Origin of the sequence: Paenibacillus turpanensis, assembly GCF_011421635.1 — a bacterium.
Classification (GTDB): Bacteria; Bacillota; Bacilli; order Paenibacillales; family YIM-B00363; genus Paenibacillus_AK; species Paenibacillus_AK turpanensis.
Map to the genome: position 1 here is coordinate 273,503 of NZ_WTLI01000001.1, position 15,400 is coordinate 288,902.

General features: G+C 52.3%; 15 protein-coding genes. 1 reads left to right on the forward strand and 14 read right to left on the reverse strand.

Annotated features, from left to right (window positions below; translation table 11 throughout):
* Positions 1-26 precede the first annotated feature (26 nt).
* From aroA to GQS10_RS01330, 3 genes are read right to left on the reverse strand one after another with little or no spacing between them, the layout of a single operon-like run.
* Positions 27-1,322 (reverse strand): 3-phosphoshikimate 1-carboxyvinyltransferase, encoded by a 1,296-nt coding sequence (gene aroA / locus GQS10_RS01320; RefSeq protein ID WP_166238197.1) that lies wholly within the window; start codon positions 1,320-1,322, stop codon positions 27-29.
* 12 nt (positions 1,323-1,334) lie between these two features.
* A complete protein-coding gene (locus tag GQS10_RS01325; RefSeq protein ID WP_166238199.1) occupies positions 1,335-1,712 on the reverse strand; it encodes a fluoride efflux transporter FluC in 378 nt (125 codons plus the stop codon).
* Entirely contained in the window at positions 1,709-2,125 is a 417-nt protein-coding gene (locus GQS10_RS01330; protein ID WP_243734863.1) for a fluoride efflux transporter FluC, read from the reverse strand. Before GQS10_RS01330 ends, GQS10_RS01325 begins: the two co-directional genes overlap by 4 nt.
* Positions 2,126-2,216: 91 nt before the next feature.
* Between GQS10_RS01330 and GQS10_RS01335 the strand changes: the two genes are divergently transcribed.
* Positions 2,217-2,510, forward strand: a complete 294-nt coding sequence (locus GQS10_RS01335; RefSeq protein WP_166238201.1) for a rhodanese-like domain-containing protein — start codon at positions 2,217-2,219, stop codon at positions 2,508-2,510.
* Positions 2,511-2,539: 29 nt separating this feature from the next.
* On the opposite strand, the gene GQS10_RS01340 is transcribed toward GQS10_RS01335, so the two are convergent.
* The 11 genes from GQS10_RS01340 to GQS10_RS01390 form a co-directional block, all read right to left on the reverse strand.
* Positions 2,540-3,058: a shikimate kinase gene (locus tag GQS10_RS01340; protein WP_166238203.1), complete on the reverse strand. Its 519-nt coding sequence runs from the start codon at positions 3,056-3,058 to the stop codon at positions 2,540-2,542.
* 239 nt (positions 3,059-3,297) lie between these two features.
* Positions 3,298-4,704, reverse strand: a complete 1,407-nt coding sequence (gene gndA, locus GQS10_RS01345; RefSeq protein WP_166238205.1) for an NADP-dependent phosphogluconate dehydrogenase — start codon at positions 4,702-4,704, stop codon at positions 3,298-3,300.
* Between the two features lie 86 nt (positions 4,705-4,790).
* Positions 4,791-5,561, reverse strand: coding sequence for a glucose 1-dehydrogenase (locus tag GQS10_RS01350; RefSeq protein ID WP_166238207.1), 771 nt, complete (start codon positions 5,559-5,561; stop codon positions 4,791-4,793).
* Positions 5,562-5,622: 61 nt separating this feature from the next.
* Positions 5,623-7,185: a gluconokinase gene (locus GQS10_RS01355; protein WP_166238209.1), complete on the reverse strand. Its 1,563-nt coding sequence runs from the start codon at positions 7,183-7,185 to the stop codon at positions 5,623-5,625.
* Positions 7,182-8,456 (reverse strand): nickel pincer cofactor-dependent isomerase, group 22, encoded by a 1,275-nt coding sequence (locus tag GQS10_RS01360; RefSeq protein WP_166238211.1) that lies wholly within the window; start codon positions 8,454-8,456, stop codon positions 7,182-7,184. Before GQS10_RS01360 ends, GQS10_RS01355 begins: the two co-directional genes overlap by 4 nt.
* A 27-nt stretch (positions 8,457-8,483) precedes the next feature.
* Positions 8,484-9,989, reverse strand: coding sequence for a tagaturonate epimerase family protein (locus GQS10_RS01365; RefSeq protein WP_166238213.1), 1,506 nt, complete (start codon positions 9,987-9,989; stop codon positions 8,484-8,486).
* Between the two features lie 44 nt (positions 9,990-10,033).
* Complete coding sequence (locus GQS10_RS01370; RefSeq protein ID WP_166238215.1) at positions 10,034-11,041, reverse strand: LacI family DNA-binding transcriptional regulator; 1,008 nt, start codon at positions 11,039-11,041, stop codon at positions 10,034-10,036.
* A 158-nt stretch (positions 11,042-11,199) separates the two neighbouring features.
* The gene (locus GQS10_RS01375) at positions 11,200-11,796 is read right to left on the reverse strand and encodes a hypothetical protein (protein WP_166238217.1); all 597 of its coding nucleotides are present in this window, start codon (positions 11,794-11,796) and stop codon (positions 11,200-11,202) included.
* A 223-nt stretch (positions 11,797-12,019) separates the two neighbouring features.
* Entirely contained in the window at positions 12,020-13,189 is a 1,170-nt protein-coding gene (locus GQS10_RS01380) for an ABC transporter permease (RefSeq protein ID WP_166238219.1), read from the reverse strand.
* Entirely contained in the window at positions 13,182-14,369 is a 1,188-nt protein-coding gene (locus GQS10_RS01385) for an ABC transporter permease (RefSeq protein WP_166238221.1), read from the reverse strand. Before GQS10_RS01385 ends, GQS10_RS01380 begins: the two co-directional genes overlap by 8 nt.
* Before the next feature lie 15 nt (positions 14,370-14,384).
* The gene (locus tag GQS10_RS01390) at positions 14,385-15,323 is read right to left on the reverse strand and encodes an ABC transporter ATP-binding protein (protein WP_166238223.1); all 939 of its coding nucleotides are present in this window, start codon (positions 15,321-15,323) and stop codon (positions 14,385-14,387) included.
* Positions 15,324-15,400: the final 77 nt, after the last annotated feature.

The window sequence follows — 15,400 nt, forward strand, 5'->3', positions numbered from 1 at the left end:
ACGCCGGCTCCGGCTTAGTTGCTCAGCTATTGCTGCCATTCCACCTGCGCGCCTAACGCCTTAAGATGATCAAAATATTGCGGATACGACTTCGCCACGTGATGAGCATCGCGGATCAGCAGCCCTTTCTCGGAACGAAGACCAACCACGGTCAGCGCCATAATGACACGGTGGTCATAGTGAGCATCGATCTCCACTCCGCCTTCCACACCGGCCGGTTTTCCGTGAACGATAATTTCACTCTGACGCTCTTCTACATCGGCGCCCGCTTTTTTCAGCTCATTCAAATAATCGGTTATTCGGTCGCATTCTTTATACCTTAAATTTTCCACATTGTAAAAACGCGAGGTTCCTTCGGCAAACACAGCTGCCGCGACCATCGCAAGCACCGCGTCCGTAAACTGGTCGCCATCGAATTCTACGGCCTTCAGCTGCCCGTTACCTTGTACATGGACTACGCCGTTTTCATGCGTCATCGGCACGCCCATCGCCTTCAGCACATCAATCACGGCACGCTCGCCCTGCTTGCTGTTCTCCTCCAGACGGTTGACAACCACATCCGATTGGGTCACAGCGGCAGCCGCCAAAATCGCCGCGGAGCCCGGGTAATCGCCTTGAACGGTATACTGCTTCGCTTCGTATCTCTGCTTGCCCGGAACACGGAAATGCATGAGATCCTCGGAGGCTTCGATTTGAATTCCAGCTTGGCGGATAACCTCCAGTGTTTGACCGACAACGACCTTCGATTTCAAGTCATCTCCAGTCACAATGATTTCACTGTCCTCATCAAGCAGCGGCGTCATAAACAGCAGCGAGCTTAAATATTGGGACGAAACCGTTCCGGAAACTTCAATACGTCCGCCGCGCGGCTGGCCGCCTTTAATTGTGATCGGCAGGCGTCCGTTTTGGTGCTCGATTTCGACATTCATCGTCTGCAGGGCATCGATCAAGTCGTTATGCGGCCGCTTCCCCAAGGAATCGGGATACATATTCACAAACGTCACTTCCGGAATAAATGCCGCTACCGACATTAAGAAGCGAAGCACCGCTCCAGCATTTCCTACGTTCAATTCTTGGACATGCTTCGGATTGCGGCCGAAACCGGTAATCGTCATTTTTACATCGTCTTCTTCCACAATTGCCCCGAGATCTTTCATACAACGGCGCATGGCGTCGCTGTCTTCACTATGAGCCGGGTAATAGATGGTGCTTGTCCCTTCGGCAAGAGCGGCAACGAGCATATACCGTGTCGTGTAGTTTTTCGAAGAAAGAGCTTGGATTTCACCTTGTAAACGAGGCGTCGGCTTTACGACTACATTCATGTCATTTCTCTCCTATCTAATGATGGATAAAGCGGCAAATGCGAGCGCAATGCCTCCTATGTATGTTGCAGCAAAATAAATAATAACCGCTATTGTTCTCCCTTCCCTAAACCACCGTTCTCCCTCCGTCTTTAACGTAGAAAACGTGGTGAACGCACCGAGAAAACCGGTCCCGGCCAGTAAACGAAGCCATTCGTCATCGCTTGCTGCTAAAAGCAGTCCGAGGGCAAAAGAGCCTATTAAATTTACAGTCAGTGTACCATATGGCGGTTTGCTTGGGAATGCACGAGATAGCGTGAGCGAGATCCGATAACGTGCTACCGCCCCGGCAAACGCGCCAATCCCAATCATGAGGAGATTGATCCAGAGCGGGCTAGGGCTATTTATCATGAAGCACCTCCTGCAGCACGGCCTCGTCGAGCTCCCATTCGTGCTGCGGCCATGCCCCCGGCTAAGGATAGCCCCGCATAAGCTGCTGCCAAAGCGTAATGCTGTTCCGTCAGCAGGGAAACCGTCTCCACACTAAAGGCGGAGAAAGTCGTGAAGCTTCCTAGAAATCCCGTTGTTAGGCCTATACGGAGCCAGGGCTTATTTGCAAGCGGCAGTGCGCCGCCAAGCAAAATTTTGGCCAGCACATAGCTGCCCGCAATATTGCAAAGCAGCGTTCCCCATGGAAAATCGCTTACATAGCGCCCGTTCGCCAATATAGATATAAAATACCGGGACCATGCCCCCAGCACGCCAAAGCCCCCTACTGCGGCATACATGTGCCAAGCGGCTGTTTTGCGCTCAGCCAAAGCCATTGCAGTTCCCCTCCCCCGAAATTTGACAATGACCGGAACCATTTCTATGATGGAAATGATGTATTCCGATTAGAAAGGAGCCTTACACCCCATGCAAACTATTACTCCCGAGCAACTGAAAGAACGCCTGTCAAAAGGCGAGACCATTCAGATGATCGACGTTCGAGAAGCTGAGGAGGTCGCGGCCGGCATGATTCCGGGAGCCAAGCATATTCCGTTGGGCGAGCTTCCCGATCGTGTGAATGAAATTGAGCAGACCGGAGAGACCGTGCTTATTTGCCGCAGCGGCGGACGCAGCGGCAAAGCATATGATTACTTGACCGCCATTGGCCGGACCGGACTGAAAAACATGACCGGCGGCATGCTGGCTTGGGACAAGCTATAAATCTTAACTGCGATGAAACAGCGGGCGCTCTATGCCTGCTGTTTTTTTCGCTTCCAAGCCTCAGCGATCAAAGCAGCCGCCGCTTCCGCGCTCAGCTGATCGGTTTGCAGCGTTAGATGGGCAAAATCGTACGCTTCAGCCCGTTCAAGCAGCAAAGCGCGGACGCGCGCCTCGGCATCCCCGGCAAGCAATGGACGGTTTTTGTCTTCCTTCACCCGCGAAATAATCGTTTCCGCATCCGCCTTCAGAGCCACCACAAAGCCTCCGGCCAGCATCTGCTCGCGATTTTCCGGACGCAGCACCGCTCCTCCGCCGGTCGAAATAATTTGTCCGCTCCCCTTCACCATATCCTTCACCACAGCAGTCTCCAGGTCACGGAAGGCCTTCTCGCCCTGCTGCTCAAAAATTTGCGGGATGGACATCCCGCTTCGCTTCACAATGACCTTGTCCGTATCAACGAAGCTCCAGCCGAGCTGTTCGGCCAGCAGTAAGCCCACTGTCGTCTTCCCTGTACCCATAAAACCGACAAGCACAATATTCGTATTCATCTCTCATCTCCGGCTTGTAAAATGTATTCCTATCATATCACAGCCCTAGATTTGCAACAATTCATAGAATAAGCTTACAATCGAGAAACCCAAGTATGAGAAAACCACTACAGCCCCGCTGAAAATCAGTAAAAAAGGGGCCGCCCCCGGCTTTGCCTTAAGCAAAACCGAAGCCGGCCATCCTTCTGCTAACTACGGTGTTACACCGCAAATTGCGGTTGTAAGCGTTTATGATCTTTTTAGAACCACTGGAAGTGGAACGTGCCTTCTTTGTCCACACGCTCGAACGTGTGTGCGCCGAAGTAGTCGCGCTGCGCTTGAAGCAGGTTCGCTGGCAGACGCTCGGAGCGGTAGCTGTCGTAGTAAGCCAGCGCGGAAGCGAAGCCCGGAACCGGGATGCCGCGTTTTACTGCTTCTGCAACAACCGTTCTCCAGGAGCTTTGGTAGTTCTCGATAACGCCCTTGAAGTACGGGTCAAGCAGCAGGTTTTTCAGGCCTGCATCGCGATCGTACGCATCCTTGATGTTTTGCAGGAAGCGAGCGCGGATAATGCAGCCGCCGCGGAAAATCATCGCGATGTTGCCATACTCAAGGCCCCAGCCATACTCTTCGGAAGCCGCACGCATTTGCGCAAAGCCTTGTGCGTAGGAGCAAATTTTGCTCGCGTACAGCGCTTGGCGAACCGCTTCGACGAAGGAAGCTTTGTCGATCTGGCCTGCTGCGTCCTGAGGACCGTTCAATACCTTGCTCGCTTCCACGCGCTCTTCCTTCATTGCGGAAAGGAAGCGTGCGAATACGGATTCGGTAATGATCGAAAGCGGGATGCCAAGGTTCAGCGCATCCTGGCTCGTCCATTTACCTGTTCCTTTTTGTCCTGCTGTATCTTTGATTACATCAACCATTGGCTTGCCCGTTTCCGGATCAACCTTCGTGAAGATGTCGGTTGTGATTTCAATAAGGTAGCTGTCCAGCTCGCCCTTGTTCCATTCCGCGAACGTTTCGTGCAGCTCCTGCACTTCCATGCCAAGCACGTCTTTCAACAATTGATATGCTTCACAGATCAGCTGCATGTCGCCGTATTCGATGCCGTTATGTACCATCTTAACGTAATGGCCTGCGCCGTCCGGTCCGATGTACGTGCAGCAAGGGTCGCCGTCAACCTTAGCGGAAATGCCCGTAAGGATCGGCTCAACAAGCGCGTAAGCGTCGCGCTGGCCGCCCGGCATGATCGCTGGGCCTTTAAGCGCGCCTTCTTCACCGCCGGATACACCGGTGCCGATGAAGCGGATGCCTTTGGCTTCCAGCTCTTTGTTGCGGCGCTGCGTGTCTGTGAAGAGCGCGTTGCCGCCGTCGATCAGGATGTCGCCTTCCTCAAGCAGCGGAAGCAGCGAATCGATCGTTGCATCCGTAGCGGAACCGGCTTTAACCATGATCAAAATTTTACGAGGACGCTCAAGGGATCCGATAAACTCTTCCAGGCTGTAAGTGCCGACAAGCTTCTTGCCCGCCGATTCCTGGATCAGCTCTTTCGTTTTCTCCGGAGAGCGGTTGTATACACTTACCGTATAGCCGCGGCTTTCAATGTTGAGCGCCAGGTTTTTACCCATAACCGCCAAGCCGACGACGCCGATTTGCGAGTTTGACATACATTCTCCACCTTTTCCAATGAACTTTTTTCTAGTATCGATTTCGGTACCCATTGTACATGATCCGGCATAATTAGCCAAGCAAATTAGATCGTCATTGCTCCAAATCCGCCGTCAACGCGCAGGAATGTGCCAGTTACGAAGCCGGACGCTTTGTCGGAAGCAAGGTATACCGCTGCGCCCTGCAGCTCGGACGGATCGCCGAAACGGTTCATCGGCGTATGGCGCATAATCGACTCGATGCGCTCCGGAGAAAGAATTTTGCGGTTTTGCTCGGCCGGGAAGAAGCCCGGGATGATTGCGTTCACGCGAACGCGGTCCGGCGCAAATTCTCTTGCCAGAAACTGCGTTACGTTGTTTACTGCGCCTTTGGATGCAGAATACGTAAATACGCGGGACAGCGGAGGTCCGGAAGAAACGGACGAAATGTTAATGATGCTGCCGCCTTCGCCCTGCTCGATCATGCGCTTCGCGAACACCTGGCACGCAAGCACAACGCTCTTCAGGTTCACTTCCATGATCGAATCCCATTCTTCTTCCGTAATTTCGAAGAACGGCGTTGCGCTGTTTTTGCCCGGGCAGTTCATTAAAATGTCGACGCGACCGGTCCATTCTACAACTTCAGCTAGCACGCGCTCCAAATCCGCGCGGCTCGTTGCGTCCGCTTGAAACGACTTCGCCTTGCCGCCTGTGGATTCAATGCGGCTGCGTACTTCCTCACAAGTCTCTTGGTTGCGTCCGACAACGGCTACCGCTGCGCCATGTGCTGCCAGCGCGTCCGCCATTGTTCCGCCCAGCGTACTGTTGCCGCCGATAATAACGGCTGTTTTGCCGCTCAAATCAAATAAATTGGACATGGATGGATATCCCCCTTAACGGTTGTCAGCAAAATCGCGGTTCACTCGCGATCCGCCTGCCTTACTTGCCGCCAAACTGCTCCTTCTGGAACGCCGAAATTTTATCGAACGGCTCTACGAGCTTTTCGTAAACCTCGCCGTAAATCGCTGTCAGCTTCTGGTACACCTCATGATTGGCCTTGTTTACCTCATGGCGGTGCCCTGCTTTCACCCATTCATGAATCGATGAGAAATCCTTCGTTTCTCCAAGCGCCAGCAGCGCCAGCTGGGCAGCGCCAAGCCCGGAGCTTTCGATTGCGTCCGGAACGGTCAGCTCCGCTCCCAGCACATCGGACATCATTTGACGCCAGAAATGCGATCTTGCAAAGCCGCCGGAAGCGCGAATTTCCTTCGCTGGGCCAGTAAGCCCCTCAAGTGCTTCCGTCACGGCGTGAATGCCGTAGCAAACACCTTCGAGAACGGCGCGAATCATATGCTTCTTCTCATGGTACAGCGACATCCCGAAAAATACGCCGCGTGCATTCGCGTTCCAATACGGCGCTCTCTCGCCGGTGAGAAGCGGCAGCATCAGCAGTCCTTCCGAGCCTGCCGGCACTTCCGCCGCCAGCTTCGTCAGGTGATCGTACGGATCAAGGCCGAGTCTGCGTCCTTCCTCCGCTTCAAACGTAGCGAGCTGGTCGCGAACCCAGCGGAACAAAACGCCGCCATTGTTGATCGGTCCGCCGACAACCCAGAAGTTTTCGTTCAGCGCATAGCAGAACAATCGGCCCGACGGGTCGGTCAGCGGACGATCCACGACCGCGCGCACCGCACCGCTCGTCCCGATCGTTACGGCATATACGCCTGGCTCATATGCGCCCACGCCGAGATTCGCGAGCACACCGTCGGATGCGCCGACGACAAAAGGCGTATCCGCGCTCAGCGTCATTTCGGCCGCCGCCGCGCTGTTTAAGCCGCGCAGCACCTCCGTGGTCGGCACCGGCTCCGAAAGCTGCTCCGGCGTAACACCCGCCGCACGCAGCGCGCCTTCGTCCCAATCAAGCTTCTCCAGATTAAACAAGGCCGTCGCGCTCGCCAAGGAATGGTCGATCACCCAGCGGCCAAACAGCTTGTAGAAGACGAATTCCTTAATGCCGACGAATTTCCAGGTGCGCGAGACCAGCTCCGGCTCGTGATCGTTAAACCACATCAGCTTTAGCAGCGGCGACATCGGATGTATCGGCGTACCTGTACGGCGGTAAATCTCTAAACCGTCGTGCTCACGCTTCAAGATATCCACGTAAGCAACGGCGCGGTTGTCCGCCCAGGTGATGCACTGCGTCAGCGGCTCGCCGTCACGGTCAACGGCGATTAGGCTGTGCATGGCGGAGGAAAACGAGACCGCTTTGATCTCGTTTTCCGATACGCCCGACTTCGCCTTCGCTTCGCGGATCGCCTTTACTACGGCCCCATACAGCTCGTACGGGTCCTGCTCCGCGCGGTCAGGCAGCGGAACATGCAGCGGGTACTCGATGGAGGCCCCGCCCAGTATGCTTCCGTTGCGGCTGTCGATGACAAGCGCCTTCGTGCTTGTCGTGCCGATATCCGCAGCGATAATATATGGCTTTACGCTTGTTTCACTCATTTCGGCAAGTACCCCTCGCTGTCGAACGGCAGCTCATACGGCTCGCTCAAAATTTCGATATCCGGGTGCTGGCGCGCTTCTTCAAGAAGCGTTTCGGAAATTTCGATTTCTCCGAGATGCAGCGTATCGCGGATACGAACCATGCGGCACGTCGTGTAATCCAAAATGTTGGAGGTCTTAACCGCCGCTTTAATCGCCAGCAAATCGTTCTCCAGCGTCGTTGCTTGCTTGGTCGGCGCGCAAACGGTCGACGTTAGGCCGTTCATGTAGGTGCCCGGCCAGTCCGCTTTATCCGCAAGGCGCTGTGTCGTAAAGTCCGCAGTACCGACGCCGTTCGCGTTGCCCTTCGATTCCTTCGTCAGGTCAAGCACGACCATCTTCGTAACGTCCGGACCGCCGGTCGCATAAGGAGTCGGATAACGCCCCGTTACATTCGGGTCCATTCCGTCGCCGCTAATGTTTTTGCCGATGTAATCAATCACGAGTACATCCAGCTGCTTAAACAAAATTTTCGGCAGACGCGCCTTCGCTTCTTCAAGAAGCACCTTCTCGCGCTCGAACACCTGATCCGCAGGCAGAACCTCGATCCGGCACGTTTCATCATAAGCGTTCTCGACAGCAGCTACGCCGAAAATAATCGGCAGCTTCTTCATCATCAGCGTCGCCATTTCCGGCACAAACTCGGCCATATATTTAAAGCCGAGCTGGTGGCAGGCTTCCGCGCCCTTCTGCTTGCCAAGGCCGATGGAGATCATCTTCATGATGCCGCTCTCGATATGACCGCGGAACGCCGTGTGCGGCTTCACGCGGTTGATGACGATGATGGAGTCGGCTTTATACGCGTACGAATCAACGTACACCGGCAGCCCGTTCGCCATTTGGTCGATTTGCACAACTTCCATGGAAGAACGCACTTCACATTCCATCGTTTCTTCCGAAACGCCGAGATGATGAAGCACCTCCTTCTGCCCTTCCGCTGTGGAGCCGCCATGGCTGCCCATGCAAGGCACGATGAACGGCGTTGCGCCCGCCGCTTTCACAGCGTCCACGACCGCGCGCGTCATGCCCGCGATGTTTGCCACACCACGGCTGCCGACGCAGATCGCCACTTCCGTGCCGGGCTTAACGCGATCCATCGTGCCCGGCTTTTTCAATTCTTCGTTGAGTACCGCAATCGGGTCCTCCAGCTTGGAGCCGTCGAACTTTTGACGGATCCGCACCATTTTAGGAACCGGAATGTCTTTGAGTGCTTGGCGAATCGTTTCACTCATGCTGCTGCAACCCCCTGAAATCCGATATTATTTGCCGAGAAGGTCCAAATGCTTGCCGATATGCGAACGAAGCGAATCTGCATACTGCTCTTCTTGCTCGCTAAGCGTACGGTAGAACTCGTCTTTGAACAAGCTGCCGCCTTTTTCGTCCTTTGCTTGCAGCAAAATGCCGTATGTGATGTGGATCATTTGACGCGCATCGTCGTCATTCATGTATTCCGGCAAATCCGCATCGGAAACTTCGCTAAGCGGCTTAATTGTGGTGATATCTGCCTTTACATGATAGTAAGCTGTTGCTTCCTCAAAATGCTCAATTGCATAAGCATGCATGCGACGGTACAGGTCCGGGTTCACCTTTGCCACCGTACGTACCGCTTCCAGCCAGTTCGTACCCGCTGTTTTCGCGTGGAAACGGCCTTTAGTGTACTTGCCGATGATCGGGAATACGGAGAACTTATCGCTTCCGGAGTGAATGCTGAGCTTAAAGCCGAAGTGGTCGGCAATCGCTGCATGGATTTTCATCTCTTCTTCGAATTGAGCGATGTCGCCGATGTAGTCGATGCCCTTTTGGAACTCGCCGCAGAAGCGCGGAGCCATGCTGTATACAGTCATGCCGTATACATTGTACAGCTCGTTAGCCACGAAGAAATGCGAATGCGGCTCAGTCGGCGTCAGCGTCTCGTCGATCGAAATTTCGAAATCTACTTCACGGCCTGCCTTTGTAATATACGTTTCGTACACATATTTCATAAATCCTACCGCTTCGCCGTAGATAAGAGCATTCTTCATCACATTAAGGCGCGAGAATTCAACCTTTACACCGCTGCCGATGTCGAAGGTTTTGCCTTCGTAACGGGATTCGTAGCCTGCACGCACATCAGCCGGAAGCTTCGCATAACGCTCAGCAACTTCCGCCTCGCTCAAGCCTTCGATCGTGTTGTCGATTTTCTCGGAGCAGTCCAGCGTCAGCATTGTGAAGCCAAGATCAAGAGACATCTGAATGTCAGCTTCAACCTTCAGGTGGTCGCCGTCTGCGCCGAAGCCGTCGCGGTAGCCTTCTTCAAGTGCCGCGTAGCATGCAGCGTCAAGAACTTCCTTATAATCACGGCCAGTCAGGTTCAGCTCACGGATACTTTGCTGCGCCAAGATCGGACGAATATCACGGCCGCGAACGGTCTGGATATGTCCCTGAGACGCTACGCCAAGGCGGTCGCCCAAGCCGATTGTTGCGATCTGCGTACCGAATGCGCGCGGCGCAGTCCAAGGCAGATGACGGTTCAATACAAGACGGTTTTCATGGGACAGCGGGCAAACCTTCGCACCGTTGCCTGCAGCTTCGCCTTGAAGCTCCGAAGCAAGCGCTCCTGTGCCTGTTACGATAAGCTTCTTCGTGTAACCATCCTTAACAACGAGAAGCTTGTCTCCTTCATGCTCCGTCAAAGAGCGCGGATATACCTTTACTTGGCCTGCTTGAATTGCTGCGATGTCACCGCCGGAAAGCAATGCATCAACTACTGCTTGGATAGTAGACATGAAAAAAATCCTCCCTTAAATCTATATAATTTATTGGAATACCCTTAGTTTGGTACAAACGGCTTCACGGATTCGCGCACCATTAATTGAGTGGCCACCGGAATAAACTCACTGCGCCGTTCGCCGCTTTCCATCGCTTCGACAAGCTTGCCCGCGCCGTCTTTAGCGATTTTCTCGATCGGTCGTCTTACCGTAGTAAGCGAGGGCGATAAGAAGGCTGAAAACGAATGATCATCAAAGCCCGCTACAGAAATGTCGTCGGGAACCTTTCGGCCCGATTCGGATACGGCTTTCACTGCGCCAACCGCCATTTCGTCGTTTGAACAAAATACCGCGCTCGGGATCGACGGCAGCTCCAGCAGCTGCTTCATCGCCTGATAACCGCTCTCCATATCGTAGCTGCCCTGCCGGATTAGCATCGGATCAAGCTCTAACGCGTGGGTCCGCATCGCCTCCATATACCCGGCTTTCCGCTCTTCTGCGGATTGGAAGCGCGCCTTTCCTTCGATAAACCCGATTCTGCGATGCCCTTGCCGGATCATAAAATCGACAAGCGAAAAAGCACCTTGACGGTCATCCGGGACAATGTTAACCGCATGCTCCTCCTGAATGCGCCGGTTAAGCACGACGTACGGTATTTCCTTTTCCGCTACCCATCGGATAAAATCATTGTCCTGCGCACTTTGGCTCATCACAATGATTCCGTCAAAAGCCTTCCGGTTTACATTTTCGAAGCTTTCATATGTATCGATGCCTTTGACAGACACCTGATACCGGTCGCGAATAACGGACTGCACTCCCCGAACAACATCGTAGAAAAATTGTGCGGACGTTCCTGTATCCAGCGTTGTGAAAAACAGGCCGATGTGGTGGGATTTTTGGAGCACAAGGCTCTTTGCGTTATAATTTGGTGTATACCCCAGTTCTTCGGCGATCTGCTTTATCTTTTGCTTTGTCTCGTCATTTATGAGCGGACTGTCGTTTAACGCACGAGACACAGTCGTATGCGAGACCCCCGCAAGTCTGGCAATATCTTTGATGGTAACGCTCAATCTGTTCACCTCTCGGTTCGTCGCTGCCCCCATCATAACATACAATGCACACGTTAACAATATCCTAACAGAACAAAAAAACAGTACGGATTTTGACTCCGTACTGCCTCATACTTTCCCATATTTTTATGAGTAAATAATACCGATAAGTTCTTTTGCTACATCTCTAAAAGCAGCATTTCCTGGCGTAGCTCGGCAAGCTTTGCAAGACTTTTGGCCTTTTGCTCCTCGTTGCCGTTTTCGATCGCCTCATGGAGCACCGCAAGCTCATAGTCAAGCTCCAGCCTCACAAGAGGAATGCGTTCCTCCGCGCGATTCGATTTAAAAGCTTTAACCATTTCGTCCGGCGTAACGACGAGTTCCTTCTGAAACAGTACCTTCTGCTCCACCCCTGAAACCTCGACCATCCGAATGAGTTCGCCGAACATTATATTTTCAATTACAATTTGTCTGTCTCGGAAGCGTTTCACTACGGCATGTCCGCGAGTGTCCCCAATCATGCGTTCCATTACCTCGGAAAGCTTTTCGTCGCGAATGGAATAATCGCCGATCATCTTGAAGCGGTCACCGATCCGCTGAAAACGGAGTTTAACAAGTCTGCGGCCCGAACGGATCGAAATCGTAAAATGTTGATCGCTTTCATTCCAGTATAAAGAATAGCCTTCCTGTATGAGGGACTTAATGAACTGCTGGATGTGCCGACGGTCAAAACGAAGCTCCAAATTACAGTACTCCACCTCATAGCTTCTATTCACGGCAATCCCCTCCCAAAGATGTCTGTTTTTTAATACTGAATGTTCAGATAATTCAAATTTCTTTACAATATCTTATACTTAAATGTATGAATGTGCAACTTGGTTTATTGACTATTTTGCGCGAAAAATTTCTAGGGTCTACCCGTGTAACGGAATTGTAAAGCAAATACGGAAAAAGACCAACCGGTAAACTTTGGCTGGTCTTTGAATGGATATTTCAATTTTAAGCCGTGCTTGAATCGGACGGACGAAGCACCGCCGAGCCGAAGCCTAAAAGCACAACCGCAAACAACAAAAGAATGGCAAAATGGTAGCCGAGATCGAGAACTTTTCCGTCCAGCAGCAACATCCCTACCCCGTCTATGACCCATTTTTGCGGCACAAAATTGGCGATTTTCTGCATCATCTCCGGCATAATTTCAAGCGGCCAAAAGCAGCCTCCCAGCATGCAGGTCGGGGTTATAACTACGGAATTCATAATGGCAGAAGTCCTTTTACTGCGAATCAAGCTGGCCACCGAAGTGGACAGTCCGATTGACGCGAGCAAAAAGAACTCTAAGAGTAAAAACAACGGCCAAAACGGATATAGGAAGCTTTCGCTAAAGCCAAGCTTCGCGATACAGAGCACTAGCAGGATTTGTACGGTACCGACGGCCAATATTCCGAGGAAATTGCCTAGAGCAATCGATATTCCCCGAACCGGAGCAGTAAAAATTCGCTCCATTGTCCTTGCCCCGCGATCCTCCATATAGATCGAAACCGTCATATTCGCCAGCGCCATAATGAATAGCATCAAAATTCCAATCGGAAGCGTCTTCCACTGTCCGGCCTCAACGGTAACCGCCTCAATTCGTCCGCGAATTTGCTTTTCGGCTATTTGCTCCGCTGCGGAAGCGTAAGCTAAACTTCGCTCATTTCCACTTTTCCCGGAATTGTTGATTGCCGATACAACGACTTCCATCGTTCGAAGCTCTTTTTCCAAAGCCGTCCTTATAATGAAGCTTTGCTCCGTAAGCTGCTTTTCCTGCAGCATGACTTGTGGAGCACTCCCGCTCCACAGCGCATCGGTAAACCCATGCGGGATCAAAAAAACAGCTTCTGCTCGCCCATCCTGCAGCTCCTTCGCGGCCTCCTTAACAGATTGGGTTTGTACCAGCAGTAAATTTGGATTTTTCTCCAATGCTGAAATAAGCTCTGAGCCGAGCTCGCCACGGTCCTCCGACACATAAATGACAGGAAGCCTTACGGTTTCTTCTTTGTTTGCAAGAGCAATCAGAAGACAGATGAGCAGCACCGGTATCATAAAGAACACAAATAGACTGCTTTTTTTGCTGAACATTCTTATCACTACATTTCGGGCAATAAATCCGCTGTTTGTTATCCAATTATTCACGGTACCCTACCCTCCTGTAGACAAGAATGACTGCAGCCGCCAAAACGGCACAAAAAGCAGTCAGAGCCCATACGGCTTGGATAAACTCTTCTCCGCCGCTCCCATTCATGAGGCCGATGATGGCAGAGGCCGACCAGTAATGAATCGTGAAGGCTCCCAGAAACTCCAGCATCTTATTACTTAAGATGATAAACGCGCCTCCGAGAGATGACATGACAATGATAAGCAGCTGGAAAGTGAGCGCAGTCGCTTTTTCCGAGGAGACAAGCATAGAAATAAGCACCGCGAGCGACATTGCCGAAAAAACGGTCAAACCGATCAGCAGCACCAGCTTCCCATACTGGTTACCCCAATCTAAGCCATAAACAAGTTTTGAGAAGCCGATAATGATGGCAGCCTGCATCAATGCGATTACAAATTGAGCCGATATTTTTCCATAAACGATGACCCAGGGCCGGATCGGCAGCGACTGAAGACGGGCAAGTGTTCGATCCTCCCGCTCATTCACCAGACTAATGGCAGCACTCATACCGCCATAAAACAAAAACATGACAAGCATATGCGCCCCATAATACTGGAGAGCTGTTACCGGAGGGTGCCCTCCGCCAATGGCTTCGCTCCGGATATATGACGTACCCGCCACGTCTCGGTCCGTCCACACTGCTCGAATAGATTCAACCGCAGATCCTCCCAAGGTTAAATAGATGGACTGCCAGGTGTTGACTTCATCGAGAAACGATTGCATTATCGTTTGCGCTAACAGTGCATTGATTTCCCGCTTTCCCGGGATCATCATCCACTCGGCTTCCGAACCGGAACGGACCGATTCACTAAAGCTGTCGGGGATAATGACCCCCAAATCAGCTTCACCCGCTCTTAGAAGCGCTACCATTTCCTCGCGAGAAGCAACCCTTGAAAGACGAATATATGGCTGCTGATCGACCCCTTCTAAAAACTGTTCCACCGCCCCATCCAAGGCCGAGCCGGTAAGCTCTTGATTCCATACAGCTACCGCCGCTTCACTAGGGGGACGTTCAACATGCTCCTGATATACTCCGGAAAGCGCACTGCCCAAAATAAAAATAATGACAAGGGGGATGATGATTTGAACCACGTATAAAAATTTAACGCGAAGCGTCCTCTTTATTTCGTAATAAGCGAGCGTCAGCCACTGACTCATCCTCAAACCAACCCCCTATTCATCACGCAGCGAACGTCCCGTTATGCTTAAAAACAACGACTCTAGGTTCGGCTCCAGACGATTGATGGATCGGATGACGCACTGATGGCGTGAGAGTACGAATAAGACGTCCTGCAGCACGCTTTCCGCCGTCTTCACCGCCATTTCAATCACATTCCCGGCCGCCTTCAGCGCAGTAATCCGAGGATGGTTTCTAAGCTCCTCTATGGCTTCGGAGGTTAATCGATCCACCTCTACGATTAGAGTCTCTCCTGTAGCCGCCTGCCTGCGCAGCTCCTCCTTTGTCCCCGTTGCAATCAAATACCCTTTGTCCATGATGCCGACACGAGTCGAAATCGCCTCGACCTCCTCCATATAATGGCTCGTATAAATAATTGTGCTTCCGCGCTGATTCAGAACCTGTACCGATTCAAGGATGTGATTTCGCGACTGCGGATCGATTCCGACGGTCGGCTCATCCATAATGATCAGCTTTGGATGGTGCGTAATTGCACAAGCAATATTGAGCCTCCGCTTCATTCCTCCGGAGAAAGAGGCGGGCTTGTCGTGGCGCCGGTCAAGGAGCCCGACAAACTCCAGCGATTCTTCCACTCGCTCTTTCAGCAGTTTCCCGCGAAGCCCATAAAGTCTGGCAAAGAAAGCGATATTTTCTCCAGCCGTTAAATCCTCATAGATCGCCAGCTCCTGCGGGACAAGCCCAATCCGCCGCTTCACATCCAGGGTATGCTTCGAAACCTGCAAACCGTCGACCCATATTTCTCCCTGATCGATGGGGAGCAAACCGCTCAGCATCTTAATCAGCGTGCTCTTGCCCGCTCCATTCGGACCGAGAAGGCCGAACACCTCCCCCTCCGCAATCCGCAGGCTGACATGATCGATGGATACAAAGTTGTCGTACCTTTTCACTACTTGCTTGATTTCTACTGAACACATGTATATCACCCGTCTTTTCCTTGTTCCAGTTCCTGCATTATGTAATTTTATCTTATCGTCTATTTCGCTTGGGAAAA